Here is a 19102-nt window from a genome sequence, read left to right on the forward strand (position 1 = left end):
CGCCACATTCAGCGCTCCGCGCTTGGGCGCCTTGCGCCCGAGCGCTCAAGCGCGGGCCGCACGCTTCCGGTCGTTTTCCGACAGGTGGCGCTTGCGCAGGCGAACCGACTTGGGCGTGATCTCGACCAGCTCGTCGTCGTCGATGAAGTCCACGCCGTATTCCAGCGTCAGGTCGATGGGCGGCGTGATCTTGATCGCGTCTTCCTTGCCGGACACGCGGAAGTTGGTCAGCTGCTTGGTGCGCGTCGCGTTGACGACCAGGTCGTTGTCGCGGCTGTGGATGCCGACGATCATGCCCTCGTACACCGGGTCGTTGGGCTTGACGAACATGCGGCCGCGGTCGTCCAGCTTGCCCAGCGCGTAGGTGAAGATCTCGCCGTCGTCCATGCTGATCAGCACGCCGTTCTTGCGGCCGCCGATCTCGCCCTTGTGGGCCTCGTAGCCGTCGAAGATGGACGAGATCAGGCCCGAGCCGCGGGTCAGGTTCATGAACTCGTTGGCGAAGCCGATCAGGCCGCGCGCGGGGATGCGGTACTCCAGGCGCACGCGGCCGTGGCCGTCCGGCTCCATGTTCAGCATCTCGCCCTTGCGCAGGCCCAGCGCCTGCATGACGCCGCCCTGGTGGGCTTCCTCGACGTCGGCGGTCACCAGTTCCATCGGCTCGCTCTTCACGCCGTCGATGTCCTTGAACATCACGCGCGGCTTGGAGACGGCCAGCTCGTAGCCCTCGCGGCGCATGTTCTCCAGCAGGATGGTCAGGTGCAGCTCGCCGCGGCCGCAGACCTCGAAGACGCCGTCCTCGTCGGTCTCGCTGACGCGCAGCGCGACGTTGTGCTGCAGCTCCTTCTGCAGGCGGTCCCAGATCTGGCGGCTGGTGACGTACTTGCCTTCGCGGCCGGCCAGCGGGCTGGTGTTGACGCAGAAGTTCATCGTCAGCGTCGGCTCGTCCACCTTCAGCATGGGCAGCGGTGCCGGGTCGGTCACGCTGGTGACGGTCACGCCGATGCCGATGTCCTCGATGCCGTTGATCAGCACGATGTTGCCGGGGCCGGCCTCGGTCACCTGCACGCGGTCCAGGCCGTGGAAGGTCAGCACCTGGTTGATGCGGCCGTTGACGCTCTTGCCGCCCGGGCCTTCCATGACGGCGACCTGCATGCCGGGCTTGATGGTGCCCTGGCTGATGCGGCCCACGCCGATGCGGCCGACGAAGGTGGAGAAGTCCAGCGCCGAGATCTGCAGCTGCAGCGGCGCCGCCGGGTCGCCCTTCTGCGGCGGCACATGCTTCAGGATGGTCTCGAACAGCGCCGACATGTCGGGGCCCCACTGCTCGCCGGGCGCGCCCTCGGTCAGCGAGGTCCAGCCGTTGATGCCGGAGGCGTAGACGACCGGGAAGTCCAGTTGCTCGTCGGTGGCGCCGAGCTTGTCGAACAGGTCGAAGGCGGCGTTGATGACGGCGTCGGGCTTGGCGCCGGGCTTGTCCACCTTGTTGACGACGACGATGGGCTTGAGGCCCAGCGCCAGCGCCTTCTTCGTGACGAAGCGGGTCTGCGGCATCGGGCCTTCCTGGGCGTCGATCAGCAGCACCACGCCGTCCACCATGGACAGCGCGCGCTCCACCTCGCCGCCGAAGTCCGCGTGGCCGGGCGTGTCGACGATGTTGATGTGCGTGCCGCCCCAGCTGACCGCGCAGTTCTTGGCCAGGATGGTGATGCCGCGTTCGCGTTCGATGGCGTTGCTGTCCATCACGGTGTCGACGACCTTCTCGTGGTCGGCGAAGGTGCCGCTCTGGCGCAGCAGTTGGTCCACCATGGTGGTCTTGCCATGGTCGACGTGGGCAATGATGGCGATGTTGCGGATCGGGGTGGTCATGGCACTTCTCGGTAAAAAAACTGATTCAGAGCAACGCCTGCACTTCGGGCGGCGTCAGCAGGCGGTCGGCGATCAACTCGCCAGCGGTGATGTGGGCGCTGCCGAGGAAGGCGCGCGGCTCGGGACCGTAGACGCGCACGCGCGGCGCGTCGGGCGCGTCCACGCGGCGGCGCAGGCCGGACAGGAAGCGCACGGCGTCCTGGGTGTTCAGGCGCAGCTCGGGCGCGTCGGCCAGCAGCCGGTCGGGCGAGGTCAGCAGCGCGGCGCGCTGGTCGTCGGGCAGCGCCTCGATCTGCGCCAGCGTGACGGCGCCGTCCAGCGTCAGGCCGCCGGACGCCGTGCGGCGCAGCGCGGCCAGCGAGGCGCCCACGCCCAGCGCCGCGCCGATGTCCTCGGCCAGCGTGCGGATGTAGGTGCCCTTGCTGCAGCGGACGTCGAGGGTCACGGTGCCAGGGTGCATGGCGACGATGTCGATGCCGTGAATCGCCACGCGGCGGCTCTTGCGCTCGACCTCGACCCCGGCGCGCGCGTACTCGTAGAGCGCCTTGCCCTCGAACTTCAGCGCCGAGTACATCGGCGGCATCTGGTCGATCTCGCCGGTGAAGGCGGCGCAGGCGGCGGCGATCTGCCCGGGCGTGATGGCGCCGACGTCGTGGCGCTCCAGCACCTCGCCTTCGGCGTCGCCCGTGGTCGTGCGGATGCCCAGCGCCAGCGTGGCCAGGTAGCGCTTGTCGGCGTCCAGGCTCAGCTGGCTGAACTTGGTGGCCGCGCCGAAGCACAGCGGCAGCAGGCCGGTGGCCAGCGGGTCCAGCGTGCCGGTGTGGCCGGCCTTCTCGGCGCGCAGCAGCCACTTGGCCTTCTGCAGCGCGTCGTTGCTCGACAGGCCCAGCGGCTTGTCGAGCAACAACACGCCGTGCAGCGCGCGGCGCGGGATGCGGGCGCGTGCCGGCCTGGCGGCGACGGCGTCAGTCATTCGCTTCCCCGTCGTCCAGCGCGCGCGTGGCATTGGCCTTGCCGATCAGCGCGCTCATCTCGGCCGCGCGCTCGGTCGTGCGGTCGAACTGGAAGTGCAGCGTCGGCACCGTGTGGATCTGCAGCCGCTTGAACAGGCCGTTGCGCAGGAAGCCGGCGGCCTCGTTCAGCGCCTCCTGCGTCTTGGCGGCGTCGCCGATCAGCACGGAGAAGAACACCTTGGCATGCGCATAGTCCGGCGTCACCTCGACGGCGCTGATCGTGACCATGCCGATGCGCGGATCCTTCAGCTCGCGGATCAGCTCGGCCAGGTCGCGCTGGATCTGGTCGGCCACTCGGAAGCTGCGGTTGGGGATGGCGCGTTTGTGTCGCATGGCGGTTTCCTGAAACAACAAACCCCGCCCCTTTCGGGCGGGGTTCCGGGGTGAACCCTGGCCGGAAGATCAGAGCGTGCGGGCCACTTCCTTGATCTCGAAGAACTCCAGCTGATCACCTTCCTTGATGTCGTTGTAGTTCTTGAGCTTGATACCGCACTCGAAGCCTTCCTTGACTTCCTTGACGTCGTCCTTCTCGCGCCGCACCGACTCCACCTCGCCCGTGTAGACGACGGTGTTGTCGCGCAGCAGGCGGAAGCGCGCGCCGCGCCGCACCAGGCCGCTGGTGACCATCGAGCCGGCCACCGTGCCGATCTTGGAGGCGACGAACACGACGCGGATCTCGGCCGTGCCCAGCGACTCCTCGCGCTGTTCGGGCGCCAGCATGCCGGACATCGCCTTGGTCACATCGTCCACGGCGTCGTAGATGATGCTGTAGTAGCGCAGGTCCACCGAGTTGCCCTCGGCCAGCTTGCGCGCACCGGCGTCGGCGCGCACGTTGAAGCCGATGATGACGGCCTTGGACGCGATCGCCAGGTTGATGTCGCTCTCGCTGACGCCGCCGACCGCCGCGTGGACGATCTGCACCTTGACCTCGGCGTTGCTGAGCTTGAGCAGCGACGCGGCCAGCGCCTCCTGCGAGCCCTGCACGTCGGCCTTGATGATGAGCGGCAGCGTCTGCACGTCGCCCTGGCCCATCTCGTTGAACATGTTCTCCAGCTTGGCGGCCTGCTGCTTGGCCAGCTTGACGTCGCGGTACTTGCCTTGGCGGAACGTGGCGACCTCGCGGGCGCGGCGCTCGTCGGACAGCACCATGAACTCGTCGCCGGCCTGCGGCACCTCGGTCAGGCCCTGGATCTCCACCGGGATGGACGGGCCCGCCTCGGTGGTGGGCTTGCCGTCCTCGTCCAGCATGGCGCGCACGCGGCCGTAGGTGGAGCCGGCCAGCACCACGTCGCCGCGCTTGAGCGTGCCGCTCTGCACCAGCACCGTGGCGACCGGGCCGCGGCCCTTGTCCAGCTTGGCTTCGATGACCAGGCCCTTGGCCATGGACTCGACCGGCGCCTTCAGCTCCAGCACCTCGGCCTGCAGCAGCACCTGCTCCAGCAGCTCGTCGATGCCCTGGCCGGTCTTGGACGACACGCCGATGAAGGGCGAATCGCCGCCGAACTCTTCCGGCACCACCTCTTCGGCCACCAGCTCGCTCTTCACGCGCTCGGCGTTGGCGTCGGGCTTGTCGATCTTGGTCATCGCGACCACGATGGGCACGCCGGCCGCCTTCGCGTGGTGGATGGCTTCCTTGGTCTGCGGCATGACGCCGTCATCGGCCGCGCAGACCAGGATGACGATGTCCGTCGCCTTGGCGCCGCGCGCCCGCATGGCCGTGAAGGCCGCGTGGCCCGGGGTGTCCAGGAAGGTGATCATGCCGCGCGGCGTCTCGACGTGGTAGGCGCCGATGTGCTGCGTGATGCCGCCGGCCTCGCCCGCCGCCACGCGGCTGCGGCGGATGTAGTCCAGCAGCGAGGTCTTGCCGTGGTCCACGTGGCCCATGACGGTGACCACCGGCGCGCGCGGCAGCGCCTCGTGCTGCTGCTCGGCCGACGTGCCCTCTTCCTCGAGGAAGGCGTCCGGGTCGTCCAGCTTGGCGGCGAAGGCCTTGTGGCCCATTTCCTCGACCACGATCATGGCCGTTTCCTGGTCCAGCTGCTGGTTGATGGTGACCATCTGGCCCAGCTTCATCAGGTGCTTGATGACCTCGGCGGCCTTCACGGACATCTTGTGCGCGAGGTCGGCCACCGAGATGGTCTCGGGCACGTGCACCTCCTGCACCTGCATCTCGACCGGCGCCTGGAAGCTGGAGGGCGATGCGCCGCCGCGGTCGCCGCGACGGCCGCCCGCACCACCGCGCGCCGGCGCGCGCCAGTTGCCGCCGCCCGGGCGGCCGGCGCCGGCAGGGCCGGCACCGAGGGTCTTCAGGCCGCGCTTCTTGGCGGCGTCGTCGGCCCAGCTGGACGACAGCTTCTCGGACTTGACCGATTTCTTGTCGCCCGGCTTGCCGCTGCCGGCCCCCGGCGCGGCAGGCGCGGCACCCGGGGTGCCGGCCTTCTTGTGGATGGTGCCCTTGATGCCCGCGCCGTCGGCCGGCTTGGGCTCCTCGGGCTTCTTCGCGACCAGCACCTTCTTAGGCGCGTTCATCATCGCGCGGATCTTGGCGGCCTCGTCCTCGGCGGCCTTGCGGCGGCGGGCCAGGTCGTCCTGCTTCTGCTTCTCCTCGGCGGCGGCATCCACGGCCTTGACGACGCGCAGCGCCGGCTTCGGCGCCTCGGCGGCGGCGGCCGGGGCGGCCGCTTCGGGCACGGCCGGCGGCGGCGGCGCCACCACGACCTCGGGCTCCGGCGCGGGCGCCGGCTTCGGCGCGCGCTTGGCGGCGGCGGCCTTGTTGATCGCGGCGGCCTCGGCGGCGGCGGCGGCGGCGCTGCGGGCGCGGGCCTCGGCCTGCGCCTGCGGCGTCACCTCGGCCTTGGCGGCGGCTTCCGCAGCGGCGGCGGCTTCGGCCGCAGCCTTGGCGGCGGCTTCCGCAGCGGCCTGCTCTTCGGCGCGGCGCTGCTCGGCGGCTTCGCGGGCGGCGCGCTCGGCCTCCTCGCGGGCCTTCACCTTGGCGGCGAGCTCCTCCTCCTGGGCGCGCAGCGCGGCGGCCTGGGCCTGGGCCTCTTCCTCGCGGCGCAGCAGCTCGGCCTCGTCGGGGCCGGTGGAGGCTTCGTCGTCACGCTTGACGAAGGTGCGCGTCTTCTTGACCTGCACCTGGATCGTGCGGGCCTTGCCGGAGGCGTCGGCCTGCTTGATCTCGGTGGTGGACTTCTTGACGAGCGTGATCTTCTTGCGCTCGGTGCCGGCGGTGCCGTGGGTGGAGCGCAGGTGGTCGAGCAGGCGTTCCTTGTCGGCCTCGCTGAGCGAGTCGTCGACGGAAGACTTCTTGACGCCCGCGGCTTGCAGCTGCTCCAGCAGCGTGCCCGCCGGCTTGCTCAGCTCGGCGGCGAATTGGGCGACGGTAGTCACGGCCATGTGGGGGTCCTTCAATTAGCTTTCGGTGCGGTGCGGCGGGGGTCGGCAGTCAGTCAGTCGTTGAACCAGTGTTCACGGGCCTTCATGATCAGCGCGCGCGCGGCCCCTTCGTCCAGGCCGGACAGTTCGACCAGCTCGTCCACGGCCAGGTCGGCCAGGTCGTCGCGGGTGTTGATGCCGCCTTCGGCCAGCTTGCTCAGCAGTTCGGGCGTGACGCCTTCCAGGTCGCGCAGGTCCTGCGAGACCTCCTCGACCTTCTCTTCCTTGGCGATTTCCATCGTCAGCAGCGCGTCCTTGGCACGGGTGCGCAGTTCGGTGACGGTGTCCTCGTCGAAGGCTTCGATCTCCAGCATTTCCTGCATCGGCACGTAGGCCACTTCTTCCAGGCTGGTGAAACCCTCGGCGATCAGGATGTCGGCCACTTCCGCGTCCACGTCGAGCTTCTCGACGAAGAGCTTGCGGACGCTCTCGGCCTCCTGCTCGTGCTTGGCGGCCGATTCCTCGGCCGACATGATGTTGATGCGCCAGCCGGTCAGCTCGGACGCGAGGCGCACGTTCTGGCCGCCGCGGCCGATGGCGATGGCGAGGTTCTCCTCGTCGACCACCACGTCCATCGCGTGGCGTTCCTCGTCGACGACGATGCTCTGCACGTTCGCCGGGGCCAGCGCGCCGATGACGAACTGCGCCGGGTCCTCGCTCCACAGCACGATGTCCACGCGCTCGCCGGCCAGTTCGGTCGTCACGCCGTTGACGCGCGAGCCGCGCACGCCGACGCAGGTGCCGATCGGGTCGACGCGGCGGTCGTGGCTGACGACGGCGATCTTCGCGCGCGAACCGCTGTCGCGGGCGCAGCTCTTGATCTCCAGCAGGCCCTGCTCGATTTCGGGCACTTCCTGCGCGAACAGTTCCTTCATGAACTCGGGACTGGAACGCGACAGCATGATCTGCGGGCCGCGCTGCGTCGGGTCCACGCCGAGGATGACGGCGCGCACGCGGTCGCCGGTGCGCAGGTTCTCTTTCGAGATCATCTCGCTGCGCTTCAGCCGGCCTTCGACGCGGCCGCTCTCGACGATGATGTCGCCCTTGTCCAGGCGCTTGACGGTGCCGACGAAGATCTTCTCGCCACGCGACATGAAGTCGTTCAGCAGCTGCTCGCGCTCGGCGTCGCGGATCTTCTGCAGGATGACCTGCTTGGCGGCCTGCGCGCCGATGCGGCCGATCGGCACGGACTCGACGGGCTCCTCGATGTGGTCGTCCACCTCGATGTCGGCGATCTGCTCCTGGGCCTCGAACAGCAGGATTTCGGCGTCGGGGTTCTGCAGGCCGGCCTCGTTGGGCACGACGTGCCAGCGGCGGAAGGTCTCGTACTCGCCGGACTCGCGGTCCACGCTGACGCGGATGTCGGCCTCACCGCCGTAAATCTTCTTGGTGGCCGAGGCCAGCGCGGCTTCCACCGCACCGAACACGACATCGCGCTCCACGCTTTTCTCGCGCGAGATCGCGTCCACCAGCATCAACATTTCGCGGTTCATTGCTTGAGATCTCCGTCAACCTTGTCTTGGCCGGGCGCCGCCGCTGCGGGCTCGCCCCCTGTGTTCTTCGCCGCTGCCGACTTCGGCACCTTCTTCGGCTTGATGACGCCCCGCTGGCCGGGCTTGCGATCGGGCGCCGGCTCGCCGCCGCGCCCCTTGAAACTGATGACCGGCACCAGGCGCGCCTCGCGCACCTCGTCGAGCGTGAAGTCCAGCGCCTGCTCGGCCGTGCCGTCGTCGAACACCAGGCGCCAGGCCTGGTCACTGGCGGCGTCGGGCTGGGCACTGACGACGCCTCGGTATTTCTTGCGCCCCTGGAACGGCGCCTTGAGCGTGATGTCGATTTCCTGGCCGGCGAAGCGGGCGTAGTGCGCGGCGTTCTTCAGCGGCCGGTCCAGCCCCGGCGAGGACACCTCGAGCCGGGCATATTCGAACGCCTCCACCTCCAGCACATACTGCAGCTGGCGCGTGACCTTCTCGCAGTCGTCCACGGAGATCAGTTCGCCGGCATCGGCCTGGGCCGGCAGCTTGTCGATCGTCACGCGAAGCAGACCGCCGGCACTGCGTTCGCAGTCCACGAGGTCGTAACCGAGGCCGGTCACGGTCGTTTCTACAGCGGCTTGCCAACTCATGCGGTCTGGGTGTCGGGTCGGAAAAATCGAAAAAGCAAAAAAAATGGGCTGGATGAATCCGCCCACTCGTTCACCAGAATCCTGCGCCGGGGGATATCGTCCGGGGCTCGTTGACATGCCGCCTTGGAGGATCCTCGAAGGATCAAAAAGGCGGCCGTCATTTCCAGTGAAGCTCGGATTGTACTGTGCAAGTCCCGTGCCGGCAAGCCGCCCCGCCGGCGGCGTGCCAGAATCCGAGGCTGTTTGAGTTGTCACAGGAGACAAGAATGGGCTTTCTCGCCGGCAAGCGGCTGCTGATCACGGGCGTGCTGTCCAACCGCTCCATCGCCTACGGCATCGCCCGGGCCTGCCACCGCGAAGGCGCCGAGCTGGCCTTCAGCTACCAGGGTGAACGCTTCAAGGAGCGCATTGCCGAGTTCGCCGCCGAGTTCGGCTCCAGCCGGGTCTATGACTGCGACGTGACCAGCGATGAGCAGATGCAGGCGCTGTTCGACCAGCTCGGCGGGGTCTGGCCCGAGTTCGACGGCTTCGTGCACTCCATCGGCTTCGCGCCGCGCGACGCGATCGCCGGCAACTTCCTCGACGGCATGACGCGCGAGAACTTCCGCGTCGCGCACGACATCTCGTCCTACAGCTTCCCGGCGATGGCCAAGCTGGCCGCGCCGCGCCTGCGCCCGGGCGCCGCGCTGCTGACGCTGAGCTACCTGGGCGCCGAGCGCTTCGTGCCCAACTACAACACCATGGGCCTGGCCAAGGCCAGCCTGGAGGCCAGCGTGCGCTACCTGGCCCATGCGCTGGGCGACAAGGGCGTGCGCGTCAACGGCATCTCGGCCGGCCCGATCAAGACGCTGGCGGCCTCGGGCATCAAGGACTTCGGCAAGCTGCTGGGCCAGTTCGCCGCCGCCGCGCCGATCCGCCGCAACGTGACCATCGACGACGTGGGCAACGCGGCCGCCTTCCTGCTGTCGGACCTGGCCGGCGGCGTCAGCGCCGAGATCCTGTACGTGGACGGCGGCTTCAGCCACGTGGCGCTGGCGAGCGAGTAAGCCGCCCGGCTGCCCTGCCCCGCTCCACAACGCAAGGGCTCCTGTCGGAGCCCTTGTTTCATTGCTTGACGCAGTCCACGTAGTAGTGGCCGCGGCCGGTTTCCTCGTCGATCTCGTGCACGAGGCCATGCACGTCGGTCGCAAAGCCGGGGAAGCGGGCGTTGAAGCTGCGCGTGAACTTCAGGTAATCGACGATCTTCTTGTTGAAGCGCTCGCCCGGCACCAGCAGCGGGATGCCGGGCGGGTAAGGCGTCAGCAGCGAGGTGGTGATGCGGCCTTCCAACTCGTCGATGCCGACGCGCTCGGTTCTGCGCTGCGCGATGTGGGCATAGGCGTCGGTCGGCGTCATGGCCGGCTGCAGGTTGGACAGGTACATGTCCGTCGTCAGCCGCGCGATGTCGCCCTCGGCATAGGCCTGGTGGATGGCCTGGCAGAGGTCGCGCAGGCCCATGCGCTCGTACTTGGGGTTCTGCGCGCAGAACTCCGGCAGGATGCGCCACAGCGGCGCGTTCTTGTCGTAGTCGTCCTTGAACTGCTGCAGCGCGGTCAGCAGCGTGTTCCAGCGGCCCTTGGTGATGCCGATGGTGAACATGATGAAGAAGGAGTACAGCCCCGTCTTCTCGACCACCACGCCGTGCTCGACGAGGAATTTGGTGACGACGGACGCCGGGATGCCGGTCGCGGCGAAGCGGCCCTCCATGTCCAGGCCGGGCGTGATGATGGTGGACTTGATCGGGTCCAGCATGTTGAAGCCCTCGGCCAGCGCGCCGAAGCCGTGCCAGTCCTCGTCGGCATGCAGCATCCAGTCGGCCGACACGGGCTCGCCGCCCTCGTCGGCGCGCAGGTAGTCCGGCCCCCAGACCTTGAACCACCAATCGTCGCCGTAGTCGCCCTCGACCTTGCGCATCGCGCGGCGGAAGTCCAGCGACTCGCGGATGCTCTCCTCCACCAGCGCCGTGCCGCCGGGCGGCTCCATCATCGCGGCGGCCACGTCGCAGCTGGCGATGATGGAGTACTGCGGGCTGGTGCTGGTGTGCATCAGGTAGGCCTCGTTGAAGAGGTGCTTGTCGAGCTTGACCGTCTGCGAGTCCTGCACCAGCACCTGCGAAGCCTGCGAGATGCCGGCCAGCAGCTTGTGCGTGGACTGGGTCGCGTAGACCATCGCTTCCTTCGGCCGCACGCGGTTCTTGCCCATCGCGTGGAACTGGCCGTAGAAATCGTGAAAGGCGGCGTGCGGCAGCCAGGCCTCGTCGAAGTGCAGCGTCGGGATGTAGCCGTCCAGCTTCTTCTTGATGGTCTCGGTGTTGTAGAGCACGCCGTCGTAGGTGCTTTGCGTCAGCGTGACGATGGCGGGCTTGACGGTGGCCGGGTCCACGTGCGCGAGCAGCGGGTTGGCGGCGATCTTGGCGCGGATGGTCTCCGGGCTGAATTCGCTCTCGGGGATGGGGCCGATGATCCCGTAGTGGTTGCGCGTGGGCGTCAGGAAGACCGGGATGGCGCCGCACATGATGATCGCGTGCAGGTTGCTCTTGTGGCAGTTGCGGTCGATGACGACGACGTCGCCCGGCGCCACCGTGTGGTGCCAGACCATCTTGTTGGACGTGGACGTGCCGTTGGTGACGAAGAAGCAGTGGTCCGCGTTGAAGATGCGCGCGGCGTTCTTCTCCGACGCGGCCACCGGGCCGGTGTGGTCCAGCAGCTGGCCCAGTTCCTCCACGGCATTGCAGACGTCGGCGCGCAGCATGTTCTCGCCGAAGAACTGGTGGAACATCTGGCCCACCGGGCTCTTCAGGAAGGCCACGCCGCCCGAATGGCCCGGGCAGTGCCATGAATACGAGCCGTCCTGCGCATAGTCCATCAGCGCCTTGAAGAACGGCGGCGCCAGGCCGTCGAGGTAGCTCTTGGCCTCGCGGATGATGTGGCGGGCCACGAACTCCGGCGTGTCCTCGAACATGTGGATGAAGCCGTGCAGTTCGCGCAGCACATCGTTGGGCAGGTGCTGGCTGGTGCGCGTCTCGCCGTAGACGTAGATCGGGATGTCCGGGTTGCGGAAGCGGATCTCGCCGATGAACTTGCGCAGGTTCAGCACCGCCGGGTCGATGTCCGGCCCGCCGGCGAACTCCTCGTCGTCGATCGACAGAATGAAGGCGGACGCGCGGCTCTGCTGCTGGGCGAACTGCGACAGGTCGCCATAGCTGGTGACGCCCAACACCTCCATGCCCTCCTTCTGGATGGCCTCGGCCAGCGCGCGGATGCCCAGGCCCGAGGTGTTCTCGGAGCGGTAGTCCTCGTCGATGATGACGATGGGGAAATGGAAACGGATCATCGCGGCCTCTCCAGCGGGCGGGCATCAAAAAACGAAGCGGCGAAGTGTAGGGCCGCCGCATGAAAGGGCCGCGGCGCCGCGGTCGATAAACTGCCCGCCACGAAACCGCCCGGGAGCTGACATGGACTGGAATTCCGCCACCGTCTGGTGGATCGCCGCAGGCCTGCTGGTGGCGGCGGAACTCGCCACCGGCTCGTTCTACCTGCTGATGCTGGCCCTGGGCGCCACGGCCGGCGCGCTGGCCGCGCATGCGGGCCTAGGCCCGGCAGGCCAGATGCTGGCCGCTGCCGTCGTCGGCGGCGTGGCCGTCTTCGGCTGCTACCGCCGCCGCAGCCGGGCGACCCGGCCGGCACCGGCCTCGCACAACCCGGACGTCAACCTCGACATCGGCCAGACCGTGCGCGTGGACGACTGGTCGGCCGACGGCCAGTCGCGCGTCCAATACCGGGGCGCCGCCTGGCAGGCCCGCTTCGTCGGCGCCGGCCCCGCCCAGACCGGCCCGCACGTGATCCGCGCCGTCGACGGCAACTGCCTGCTGCTGGACCGCTGAACCCCTCAACCGACATACCCGGAGAGCCACCCCATGGGATTTGAGATCGCCCTCGTCATCCTCGTCATCGCCGCCATCTTCGTCGTCAGGGCCGTCAAGGTCGTGCCGCAGCAGCACGCCTGGGTCGTCGAGCGACTGGGCAAGTACCACGCCACGCTGACGCCGGGGTTGAACTTCCTGGTGCCCTTCGTCGACCGCCTGGCCTACAAGCACTCGCTGAAGGAAATCCCGCTGGACGTGCCCAGCCAGGTCTGCATCACCAAGGACAACACCCAGCTGACGGTGGACGGCATCCTGTACTTCCAGGTCACCGACCCGATGCGCGCCAGCTACGGCGCCAGCAACTACGTCGTCGCCATCACCCAGCTCGCGCAGACCACGCTGCGCTCCGTCATCGGCCGCATGGAGCTGGACCGCACTTTCGAGGAGCGCGACGTCATCAACAGTTCCGTCGTGCAGGCGCTGGACGAAGCCGCGCTGAACTGGGGCGTCAAGGTGCTGCGCTACGAGATCAAGGACCTGACGCCACCGCCCGCCATCCTGCACTCCATGCAGGCGCAGATCACCGCCGAGCGCGAGAAGCGCGCGCTGATCGCCGCCTCCGAGGGCCGCCGCCAGGAGCAGATCAACATCGCCACCGGCGAGCGCGAGGCCGCCATCGCCCGCTCGGAGGGCGAGAAGCAAGCCGAGATCAACAAGGCCCAGGGCGAGGCCGCCGCGATCACCGCCGTGGCCGACGCGTCGGCCGACGCCATCCGCAAGATCGCCGCCGCCATCCAGCAGCCGGGCGGCGAAGAGGCCGTGCAGTTGAAGGTGGCCGAGAAGGCCGTCGAGGCCTATGCGCAGCTGGCGCAGAAGAACAACACGATGATCGTGCCGGGCAACATGACCGAAGTCGCCGGCCTGATCGGCACGGCCATGGGACTGATCAAAAGCAGGAAGAGCACGTGAGCAGTGCCCGAATGAATCGTTGGACACGCCTGCCGATGCGCTATGATCGCGGGCTTGCAGGAGAGGTGGATGAGCGGTTTAAGTCGCACGCCTGGAAAGCGTGTGTGGGTTAACAGCCCACCGCGGGTTCGAATCCCGCCCTCTCCGCCAGGATCATGAGTTGTTGATGTTGGGCAACGCCCTCATAAGGCTTCAAGAGTCGCACGCCAAAAGATGTGCCGCCTTGAGGCCTTTGTTTTGTTCGGACGCCGCAGGGGGCCAAGGTTTTTCGCGCCCGCCCGCGCAGCCACCGTCGATGGGCACTGGACACGGAACAATTCCCGCAATTCACCCCCTGGAAAGCGCAATTCATCGCGCGGGCAGGGTTGAAACAGGTCCGCTTGCGGAACACTGCAACGTTCGCCTTGCCGCCCGCAGGGCTGGAGTGGAACCATGACGCGACTGCTGAAGGGGTGGATGACGAGCCTGTGCCTGGCGGTGGGACTGGTGGCCGGCGGACTGCCGGCCCAAGCCAGCGAGGTGGTCAAACTGGCGCGCCTCATCGTCAGCGGCAAACGCGCGCCCAGCGACGCGGCGTCCCGCACGGCCTCGCCCGCCGATACCCGGCCGGCCGCCGGTCCACCATCGCACGGCGGCGGCAGCGACATGGCCGGCACCGCGCCCGCGCCGGCCCGCGGCGTGTCTTGAGATATATTTTCCGCAGCCCAGAAAAGAAATGCGCCGAACCCGTCAGGGATTCGGCGCATGAATGTTTTGGCGGAGTGGACGGGGCTCGAACCCGCGACCCCCGGCGTGACAGGCCGGTATTCTAACCAACTGAACTACCACTCCGCGTGGGATGAATCCGGATTCGCCTTGCGGCAAACCCCAAGCTTCATCAAACTTGGCCGTCTTGCGACGGATTTTCCAACAGCCCCGCCTTGCGACGGGATTGCCAATGAAGAATTGGCGTCCCCTAGGGGATTCGAACCCCTGTAATCACCGTGAAAGGGTGGTGTCCTAGGCCTCTAGACGAAGGGGACAGAATTTCAAAACTGCTGCGAAACCACCGGACCATCCCGAAAGAATGGTTGGTGGAGGTAAGCGGGATCGAACCGCTGACCTCTTGCATGCCATGCAAGCGCTCTCCCAGCTGAGCTATACCCCCGCCGGTCAAAGCGGTCGCAAAAAACAAACGGCCAACGAATTGGCCGTTCTTTGGTCGGGCGTACCCGACGGAATCCTTGGCGGAGTGGACGGGGCTCGAACCCGCGACCCCCGGCGTGACAGGCCGGTATTCTAACCAACTGAACTACCACTCCGCGTGGGATGAATTCGGATTCGCCTTGCGGCAAACCCCAAGCTCCATCAAACTTGGCGTCCCCTAGGGGATTCGAACCCCTGTAATCACCGTGAAAGGGTGGTGTCCTAGGCCTCTAGACGAAGGGGACTGAACCTTCGCGGCTTGAACTGCGCGCCACCTCGAACCCTTTCGTGGATTCTTGGTGGAGGTAAGCGGGATCGAACCGCTGACCTCTTGCATGCCATGCAAGCGCTCTCCCAGCTGAGCTATACCCCCTGTGCTTCCGATGCCGCCGAGCAACTTTCGTTTCTCGACTTCTTCGTCAACAGCGCTGTTCAAGCGAGACCAAGAGTATATGACGAATTTCAGGCGGCTTGCAAGCGTTCGAGCACTTTTTTCTGATCGAACTGCTCCAGCACGGCGTCCAGCGATGGCGTCTGCGCGCGGCCGCAGACGATGACGCGCACCGGCACGGCGAGTTGCGGCATCTTCAGGCCGGTGGCGGCGAGTGTGTCCTTCAAGGCCTGCTGGATGGCGGCCTTGTTCCAGTCGGCCAGCGCGGCCAGGCGCTGGGCCAGCGCCGCCACGGCCGGGCGGACGGCGTCGGTCAGGTGCGTCGCCAGGTCGTCGGCGGACGGCGCGATGGGGGCGAAGTACATCGCCAGCCAGTCCGCCAGCGCCGCCACGGTGGCGCAGCGGTCCTTGAACAGGCCGACCTTGGGCTGCACCTGCTCAAGCGTCGCGTCGATGCCCCGGCCGGCCAGCTGCGCCACGGCCAGGCCGGCGAGCCGCGCTTCGTCGATGTGCTTCACGTAGTGGCCGTTGACCCAGTCCAGCTTGGCCGGATCCCACTGCGCCGGGCTCTTGGACAGGTGCGAGCCGTCGAACCACGACACCATCTGCGCGGCCGAGAACAGCTCGTCGTCCCCGTGGCTCCAGCCCAGGCGGGCGAGGTAGTTCAGCATCGCCTCGGGCAGGTAGCCGCGCGCGGCGTAGTCCATCACGCTGACGGCACCACGGCGCTTGGAGAGCTTGAGGCCGTCGTCGCCGAGGATGATGGGCAGGTGGCCGAACCGGGGCAACGGCGCGCCCAGCGCGTTGAAGATGTTGATCTGCCAGGGCGTGTTGTTGACGTGCTCGTCGCCACGGAAGACATGGCTGATGCGCATCTCCCAGTCGTCGACGACGACGGCGAAGTTGTAGGTCGGCACGCCGTCCTGGCGGGCGATGACGAGGTCGTCGATCTCGCGGTTGTTGATCGTGATGGGGCCTTTGACCAGGTCGTCCCAGCTCACGCCGCCGTCGACGGGGTTGGCGAAGCGGATCACTGGCTTCACGCCCTCGGGCGGCGGCGGCAGCGTCTTGCCGGGCTCGGGGCGCCAGCGGCGGTCGTACAGCGTCTTCTCGCCGCGCGCGCGCTGCGCCTCGCGCATCGCGTCGAGGTCTTCGGGCGTCGCGTAGCAGCGGTAGGCGCGGCCGGCGGCGATCAACTGGTCGATGACGGCCTGGTAGCGGTCCAGGCGCTGCATCTGGTAGATGGGGCCCTCGTCGTAGTCCAGGCCCAGCCAATCCATCGCGGCGATGATCTGGTCGACCGAGTCCTGCGTGGAGCGGGCCACATCGGTGTCCTCGATGCGCAGCACGAATTCGCCGCCGTGGTGGCGGGCGTAGGCCCAGGAGTACAGCGCGGTGCGGGCGGTGCCCAGGTGCAGGAAGCCGGTCGGCGACGGCGCGATGCGCGTGCGGACCTTGTCGAAGTTGGAAGTCATCGGGTCGTCAGGGTGGAGAGGCCGCGCAGCAGGTCGTCGGTGATGTCGTCGACGTGCTCCAGGCCCACGGCCAGGCGGATCAGGCCCTGGCCGATGCCGGCGGCCTGGCGCTGCGCCTCGGTGAGGCGGCCGTGCGAGGTCGTGGCGGGGTGGGTGATGATGGACTTGGTGTCGCCGAGGTTGGTGGCGATGGACAGCACACGGGTGCTGTCGATGACGTGGAAGGCGGCGGCGCGGGCGGCCTCGGGGGAGTCGGCGCGCAGGTCGAACGACAGCACCGCCCCGCCCTGCCCGCGCTGCTGGCGCATGGCCAGGTCGTGCTGCGGATGGGAGGCGAGCGAGGGGTAGTAGACGCGGTCCACCTCGGGCTGCGCCTCCAGCCAGCGGGCGACGGCCAGCGCCTGCTCGCTCTGCGCCTTCATGCGCAGGCCGAGCGTCTCCAGGCCCTTGAGCACGACCCAGGCGTTGAACGGCGCCAGCGTCATGCCCGCGGTGCGCAGGATGGGGCCGAACACGTCGCGTATCCACGCGTTCGGGCCGCATAGCGCGCCGGCCATCACGCGGCCCTGGCCATCCATGTATTTGGTGGCCGAGTGCATGACGAGGTCGGCGCCCAGCTCGGCCGGGCGCTGCAGCGCGGGCGTGGAGTAGGTGTTGTCGACGGCGAGGATGGCGCCCGCGTCGTGCGCCAGGTCGGCCAGCGCGCGGATGTCGCAGACCTCGGTCAGCGGGTTGGTGGGCGTCTCCGCGAAGAACAGCCGGGTCTTGCCGGGGCGCACGGCCGCGCGCCACTCGGCCACGTCGGTCTGCGACACGAAGGTGGTTTCGACGCCGAACTTGCCGAACTCCTTGGCGAACAGGTTGATCGTGGAGCCGAACACCGAGCGCGAGCAGATCACGTGGTCGCCGGCCTTCAGCGCGCCCATGCCCAGCAGCAGGATGGCGCTCATGCCGGTGGAGGTGGCGATGGCGCCTTCGGTGCCTTCCAGCGCGGCCAGGCGCGCCTCCAGGCTGCGCACCGTCGGGTTGCTGGTGCGCGAGTAGGTGAAGTCCTCCGAGGCCGAGAACTTGCGCGCCGAGGTGGCGGCGTCGGGCTGCACATAGGCCGTGGTCAGGAACAGCGCCTCGGAGTTCTCGCCGTGCTGGCTGGCGTCCAGCGCGGTGCGCACGGCCAGGGTCTCGGGGCGCAGGCCGTCGGGCAGGCGGCGCCGGTCGTTCGTGTTCATCGCTCGCCTCCCCCCTGCAGCGCCAGGCGGCTGCGCGCATCGGCCTCGTCCTCGCCGGACTGGCTGGTGCGCTGGTCGCGCATGGCCTTGAAGTCGTCCAGGCTGACGTCGCCAGTCACGTAGTGGCCGTCGAAGCAGCTGGCCTCGAAGCCGGCCAGGCCCGGGCGCAGCGCCGCGACGACGCGCTTCATCGCGTCCACGTCCTGGTAGATCAGCGCGTCGGCGCCGATGTACGCGCGGATCTCCTCGACGGAGCGGTTGTGCGCGATCAGCTCCTCGGCCGTCGGCATGTCGATGCCGTAGACGTTGGGGAAGCGCACCGGCGGCGCGGCGGACGCGAGGTAAACCTTGCGCGCGCCGGCCTCGCGGGCCATCTGCACGATCTCCTTGGACGTGGTGCCGCGGACGATGGAGTCGTCCACCAGCAGCACGTTGCGGCCCTTGAACTCCAGGCCGATCGCGTTGAGCTTCTGGCGCACGCTCTTCTTGCGCGCGCCCTGCCCCGGCATGATGAAGGTGCGGCCGACATAGCGGTTCTTCACGAAGCCCTCGCGGTAGGGCTTGCCGATGCGGTGGGCCAGCTGCATCGCCGACGGGCGGCTGCTTTCGGGGATGGGGATGACCACGTCGATCTCGCTCGGCGGCATCGTCGAGATGACGCGCTGCGCCAGCGTCTCGCCCATGTTCAGGCGGGCCTGGTAGACGGAAATACCGTCCATCACCGAGTCCGGCCGCGCCAGGTAGACGAACTCGAACATGCAGGGGTTGAGCTGCGGGTGGTCGTTGCACTGCTCGGTGTGGACCTGGCCGGCCATGTCGACGAACAGCGCCTCGCCGGGCGCCAGGTCGCGCTCCAGCTGGTGGCCGGTGCCTTCCAGCGCCACGCTCTCGCTGGCGACCATGAACTCGCCGCCGGCCGACTTGCCGAAGCACAGCGGGCGGATGCCGTAGGGGTCGCGGAAGGCCAGCAGGCCCTGGCCGGCGATCAGCGCGATGACGGCGTAGCTGCCCTTGATGCGCTTCTGCACCGCGCGCACGGCAGCGAAGATTTCCTTCGGCGTCAGCGGCAGGTCGCGCGCGGCCAGCTCCAGCTCGTGGGCCAGCACGTTGATCAGCACCTCGGTGTCGCTCTCGGTGTTGATGTGGCGACGGTCGATGGCGAACAGCTCGTCCTTCAGCGCATGGGCATTGGTCAGGTTGCCGTTGTGCACCAGCACGATGCCGAACGGCGCGTTGACGTAGAAGGGCTGGGCCTCCTCCTCGCTGTAGGCGTTACCGGCCGTCGGGTAGCGCACCTGGCCCAGGCCGATGTTGCCCGGCAGCGCGCGCATGTTGCGGGTGCGGAACACGTCGCGCACCATGCCGCGGGCCTTGTGCATGAAGCACTTGTGGCCCTGCATCGTGACGATGCCGGCGGCGTCCTGGCCGCGGTGCTGCAGCAGCAGCAGCGCGTCGTAGAGCAACTGGTTGACGGGGGAGGCAGCGAGGGTGCCGACGATGCCGCACATGG

13 protein-coding genes, 7 tRNA genes and 1 pseudogene are annotated in these 19102 nt (G+C 68.1%); 5 read left to right on the forward strand and 16 right to left on the reverse strand.

The window, feature by feature from the left end:
* Positions 1 to 45: 45 nt before the first annotated feature.
* The 6 genes and pseudogenes from typA to rimP all read right to left on the reverse strand — a co-directional run.
* Positions 46 to 1869, reverse strand: coding sequence for a translational GTPase TypA (typA, locus tag QM788_RS16235; RefSeq protein WP_415662499.1), 1824 nt, complete (start codon positions 1867 to 1869; stop codon positions 46 to 48).
* A gap of 25 nt (positions 1870 to 1894) precedes the next feature.
* Complete coding sequence (truB, locus tag QM788_RS16240; protein ID WP_415662500.1) at positions 1895 to 2842, reverse strand: tRNA pseudouridine(55) synthase TruB; 948 nt, start codon at positions 2840 to 2842, stop codon at positions 1895 to 1897.
* On the reverse strand, positions 2835 to 3215 hold the full coding sequence (gene rbfA / locus QM788_RS16245) for a 30S ribosome-binding factor RbfA (RefSeq protein WP_415662501.1): 381 nt from the start codon (positions 3213 to 3215) through the stop codon (positions 2835 to 2837). The genes truB and rbfA overlap by 8 nt, the downstream gene beginning before the upstream one ends.
* 69 nt (positions 3216 to 3284) lie before the next feature.
* Complete coding sequence (gene infB / locus QM788_RS16250) at positions 3285 to 6278, reverse strand: translation initiation factor IF-2 (RefSeq protein ID WP_415662502.1); 2994 nt, start codon at positions 6276 to 6278, stop codon at positions 3285 to 3287.
* 53 nt (positions 6279 to 6331) lie between these two features.
* Entirely contained in the window at positions 6332 to 7810 is a 1479-nt protein-coding gene (nusA, locus tag QM788_RS16255) for a transcription termination factor NusA (RefSeq protein WP_415662503.1), read from the reverse strand.
* Positions 7811 to 7938: 128 nt separating this feature from the next.
* A pseudogene (rimP, locus tag QM788_RS16260) lies at positions 7939 to 8442 on the reverse strand (ribosome maturation factor RimP); the annotation flags it as partial.
* Positions 8443 to 8708: 266 nt separating this feature from the next.
* Here rimP and fabI point away from each other — a divergent pair.
* A complete protein-coding gene (gene fabI, locus QM788_RS16265; protein ID WP_415662504.1) occupies positions 8709 to 9488 on the forward strand; it encodes an enoyl-ACP reductase FabI in 780 nt (259 codons plus the stop codon).
* 58 nt (positions 9489 to 9546) lie between these two features.
* Here fabI and QM788_RS16270 read toward each other — a convergent pair whose 3' ends face one another.
* Positions 9547 to 11814 carry an Orn/Lys/Arg decarboxylase N-terminal domain-containing protein gene (locus QM788_RS16270; RefSeq protein WP_415662505.1) on the reverse strand — a complete coding sequence of 756 codons (2268 nt, stop codon included), beginning with the start codon at positions 11812 to 11814 and terminating at the stop codon, positions 9547 to 9549.
* Positions 11815 to 11935: 121 nt separating this feature from the next.
* On the opposite strand from QM788_RS16270, the gene QM788_RS16275 reads away from it, so the two are divergent.
* From QM788_RS16275 to QM788_RS16290, 4 genes are all read left to right on the forward strand, one after another.
* Positions 11936 to 12364: an NfeD family protein gene (locus QM788_RS16275; RefSeq protein ID WP_415662506.1), complete on the forward strand. Its 429-nt coding sequence runs from the start codon at positions 11936 to 11938 to the stop codon at positions 12362 to 12364.
* Positions 12365 to 12397: 33 nt separating this feature from the next.
* Positions 12398 to 13315: an SPFH domain-containing protein gene (locus QM788_RS16280; RefSeq protein ID WP_415662507.1), complete on the forward strand. Its 918-nt coding sequence runs from the start codon at positions 12398 to 12400 to the stop codon at positions 13313 to 13315.
* A 59-nt stretch (positions 13316 to 13374) separates the two neighbouring features.
* A tRNA-Ser gene (locus QM788_RS16285) sits at positions 13375 to 13465 on the forward strand.
* Positions 13466 to 13747: 282 nt separating this feature from the next.
* Entirely contained in the window at positions 13748 to 14002 is a 255-nt protein-coding gene (locus QM788_RS16290; protein WP_415662508.1) for a hypothetical protein, read from the forward strand.
* 67 nt (positions 14003 to 14069) lie between these two features.
* Here the strand turns inward: QM788_RS16290 and QM788_RS16295 are convergent.
* The 9 genes from QM788_RS16295 to purF form a co-directional block, all read right to left on the reverse strand.
* Positions 14070 to 14146 (reverse strand) — tRNA-Asp (locus tag QM788_RS16295).
* 115 nt (positions 14147 to 14261) lie between these two features.
* Positions 14262 to 14337, reverse strand: a tRNA-Glu gene (locus QM788_RS16300).
* A gap of 49 nt (positions 14338 to 14386) precedes the next feature.
* A tRNA-Ala gene (locus tag QM788_RS16305) sits at positions 14387 to 14462 on the reverse strand.
* A gap of 77 nt (positions 14463 to 14539) precedes the next feature.
* Positions 14540 to 14616, reverse strand: a tRNA-Asp gene (locus QM788_RS16310).
* A 53-nt stretch (positions 14617 to 14669) separates the two neighbouring features.
* Positions 14670 to 14745: transfer RNA gene (locus QM788_RS16315), tRNA-Glu, on the reverse strand.
* A gap of 52 nt (positions 14746 to 14797) precedes the next feature.
* Positions 14798 to 14873, reverse strand: a tRNA-Ala gene (locus QM788_RS16320).
* An 89-nt stretch (positions 14874 to 14962) separates the two neighbouring features.
* A complete protein-coding gene (gene gltX, locus QM788_RS16325) occupies positions 14963 to 16366 on the reverse strand; it encodes a glutamate--tRNA ligase (protein WP_415662509.1) in 1404 nt (467 codons plus the stop codon).
* On the reverse strand, positions 16363 to 17592 hold the full coding sequence (locus QM788_RS16330; protein ID WP_415662510.1) for an O-succinylhomoserine sulfhydrylase: 1230 nt from the start codon (positions 17590 to 17592) through the stop codon (positions 16363 to 16365). Before QM788_RS16330 ends, gltX begins: the two co-directional genes overlap by 4 nt.
* Entirely contained in the window at positions 17589 to 19100 is a 1512-nt protein-coding gene (gene purF / locus QM788_RS16335) for an amidophosphoribosyltransferase (protein ID WP_415662511.1), read from the reverse strand. Before purF ends, QM788_RS16330 begins: the two co-directional genes overlap by 4 nt.
* Positions 19101 to 19102 lie beyond the last annotated feature (2 nt).

Origin of the sequence: Roseateles sp. (assembly GCF_047654785.1) — a bacterium.
Taxonomy (GTDB): domain Bacteria; phylum Pseudomonadota; class Gammaproteobacteria; order Burkholderiales; family Burkholderiaceae_C; genus Pelomonas.

Excerpts from the sequence above, each read along its gene's own strand:
- typA (WP_415662499.1), bottom strand. The coding sequence starts at position 1,869 with ATGACCACCCCGATCCGCAACATCGCCATCATTGCCCACGTCGACCAT.
- truB (WP_415662500.1), bottom strand. The coding sequence starts at position 2,842 with ATGACTGACGCCGTCGCCGCCAGGCCGGCACGCGCCCGCATCCCGCGC.
- rbfA (WP_415662501.1), bottom strand. The coding sequence starts at position 3,215 with ATGCGACACAAACGCGCCATCCCCAACCGCAGCTTCCGAGTGGCCGAC.
- infB (WP_415662502.1), bottom strand. The coding sequence starts at position 6,278 with ATGGCCGTGACTACCGTCGCCCAATTCGCCGCCGAGCTGAGCAAGCCG.
- nusA (WP_415662503.1), bottom strand. The coding sequence starts at position 7,810 with ATGAACCGCGAAATGTTGATGCTGGTGGACGCGATCTCGCGCGAGAAA.
- fabI (WP_415662504.1), top strand. The coding sequence starts at position 8,709 with ATGGGCTTTCTCGCCGGCAAGCGGCTGCTGATCACGGGCGTGCTGTCC.
- QM788_RS16270 (WP_415662505.1), bottom strand. The coding sequence starts at position 11,814 with ATGATCCGTTTCCATTTCCCCATCGTCATCATCGACGAGGACTACCGC.
- QM788_RS16275 (WP_415662506.1), top strand. The coding sequence starts at position 11,936 with ATGGACTGGAATTCCGCCACCGTCTGGTGGATCGCCGCAGGCCTGCTG.
- QM788_RS16280 (WP_415662507.1), top strand. The coding sequence starts at position 12,398 with ATGGGATTTGAGATCGCCCTCGTCATCCTCGTCATCGCCGCCATCTTC.
- QM788_RS16290 (WP_415662508.1), top strand. The coding sequence starts at position 13,748 with ATGACGCGACTGCTGAAGGGGTGGATGACGAGCCTGTGCCTGGCGGTG.
- gltX (WP_415662509.1), bottom strand. The coding sequence starts at position 16,366 with ATGACTTCCAACTTCGACAAGGTCCGCACGCGCATCGCGCCGTCGCCG.
- QM788_RS16330 (WP_415662510.1), bottom strand. The coding sequence starts at position 17,592 with ATGAACACGAACGACCGGCGCCGCCTGCCCGACGGCCTGCGCCCCGAG.
- purF (WP_415662511.1), bottom strand. The coding sequence starts at position 19,100 with ATGTGCGGCATCGTCGGCACCCTCGCTGCCTCCCCCGTCAACCAGTTG.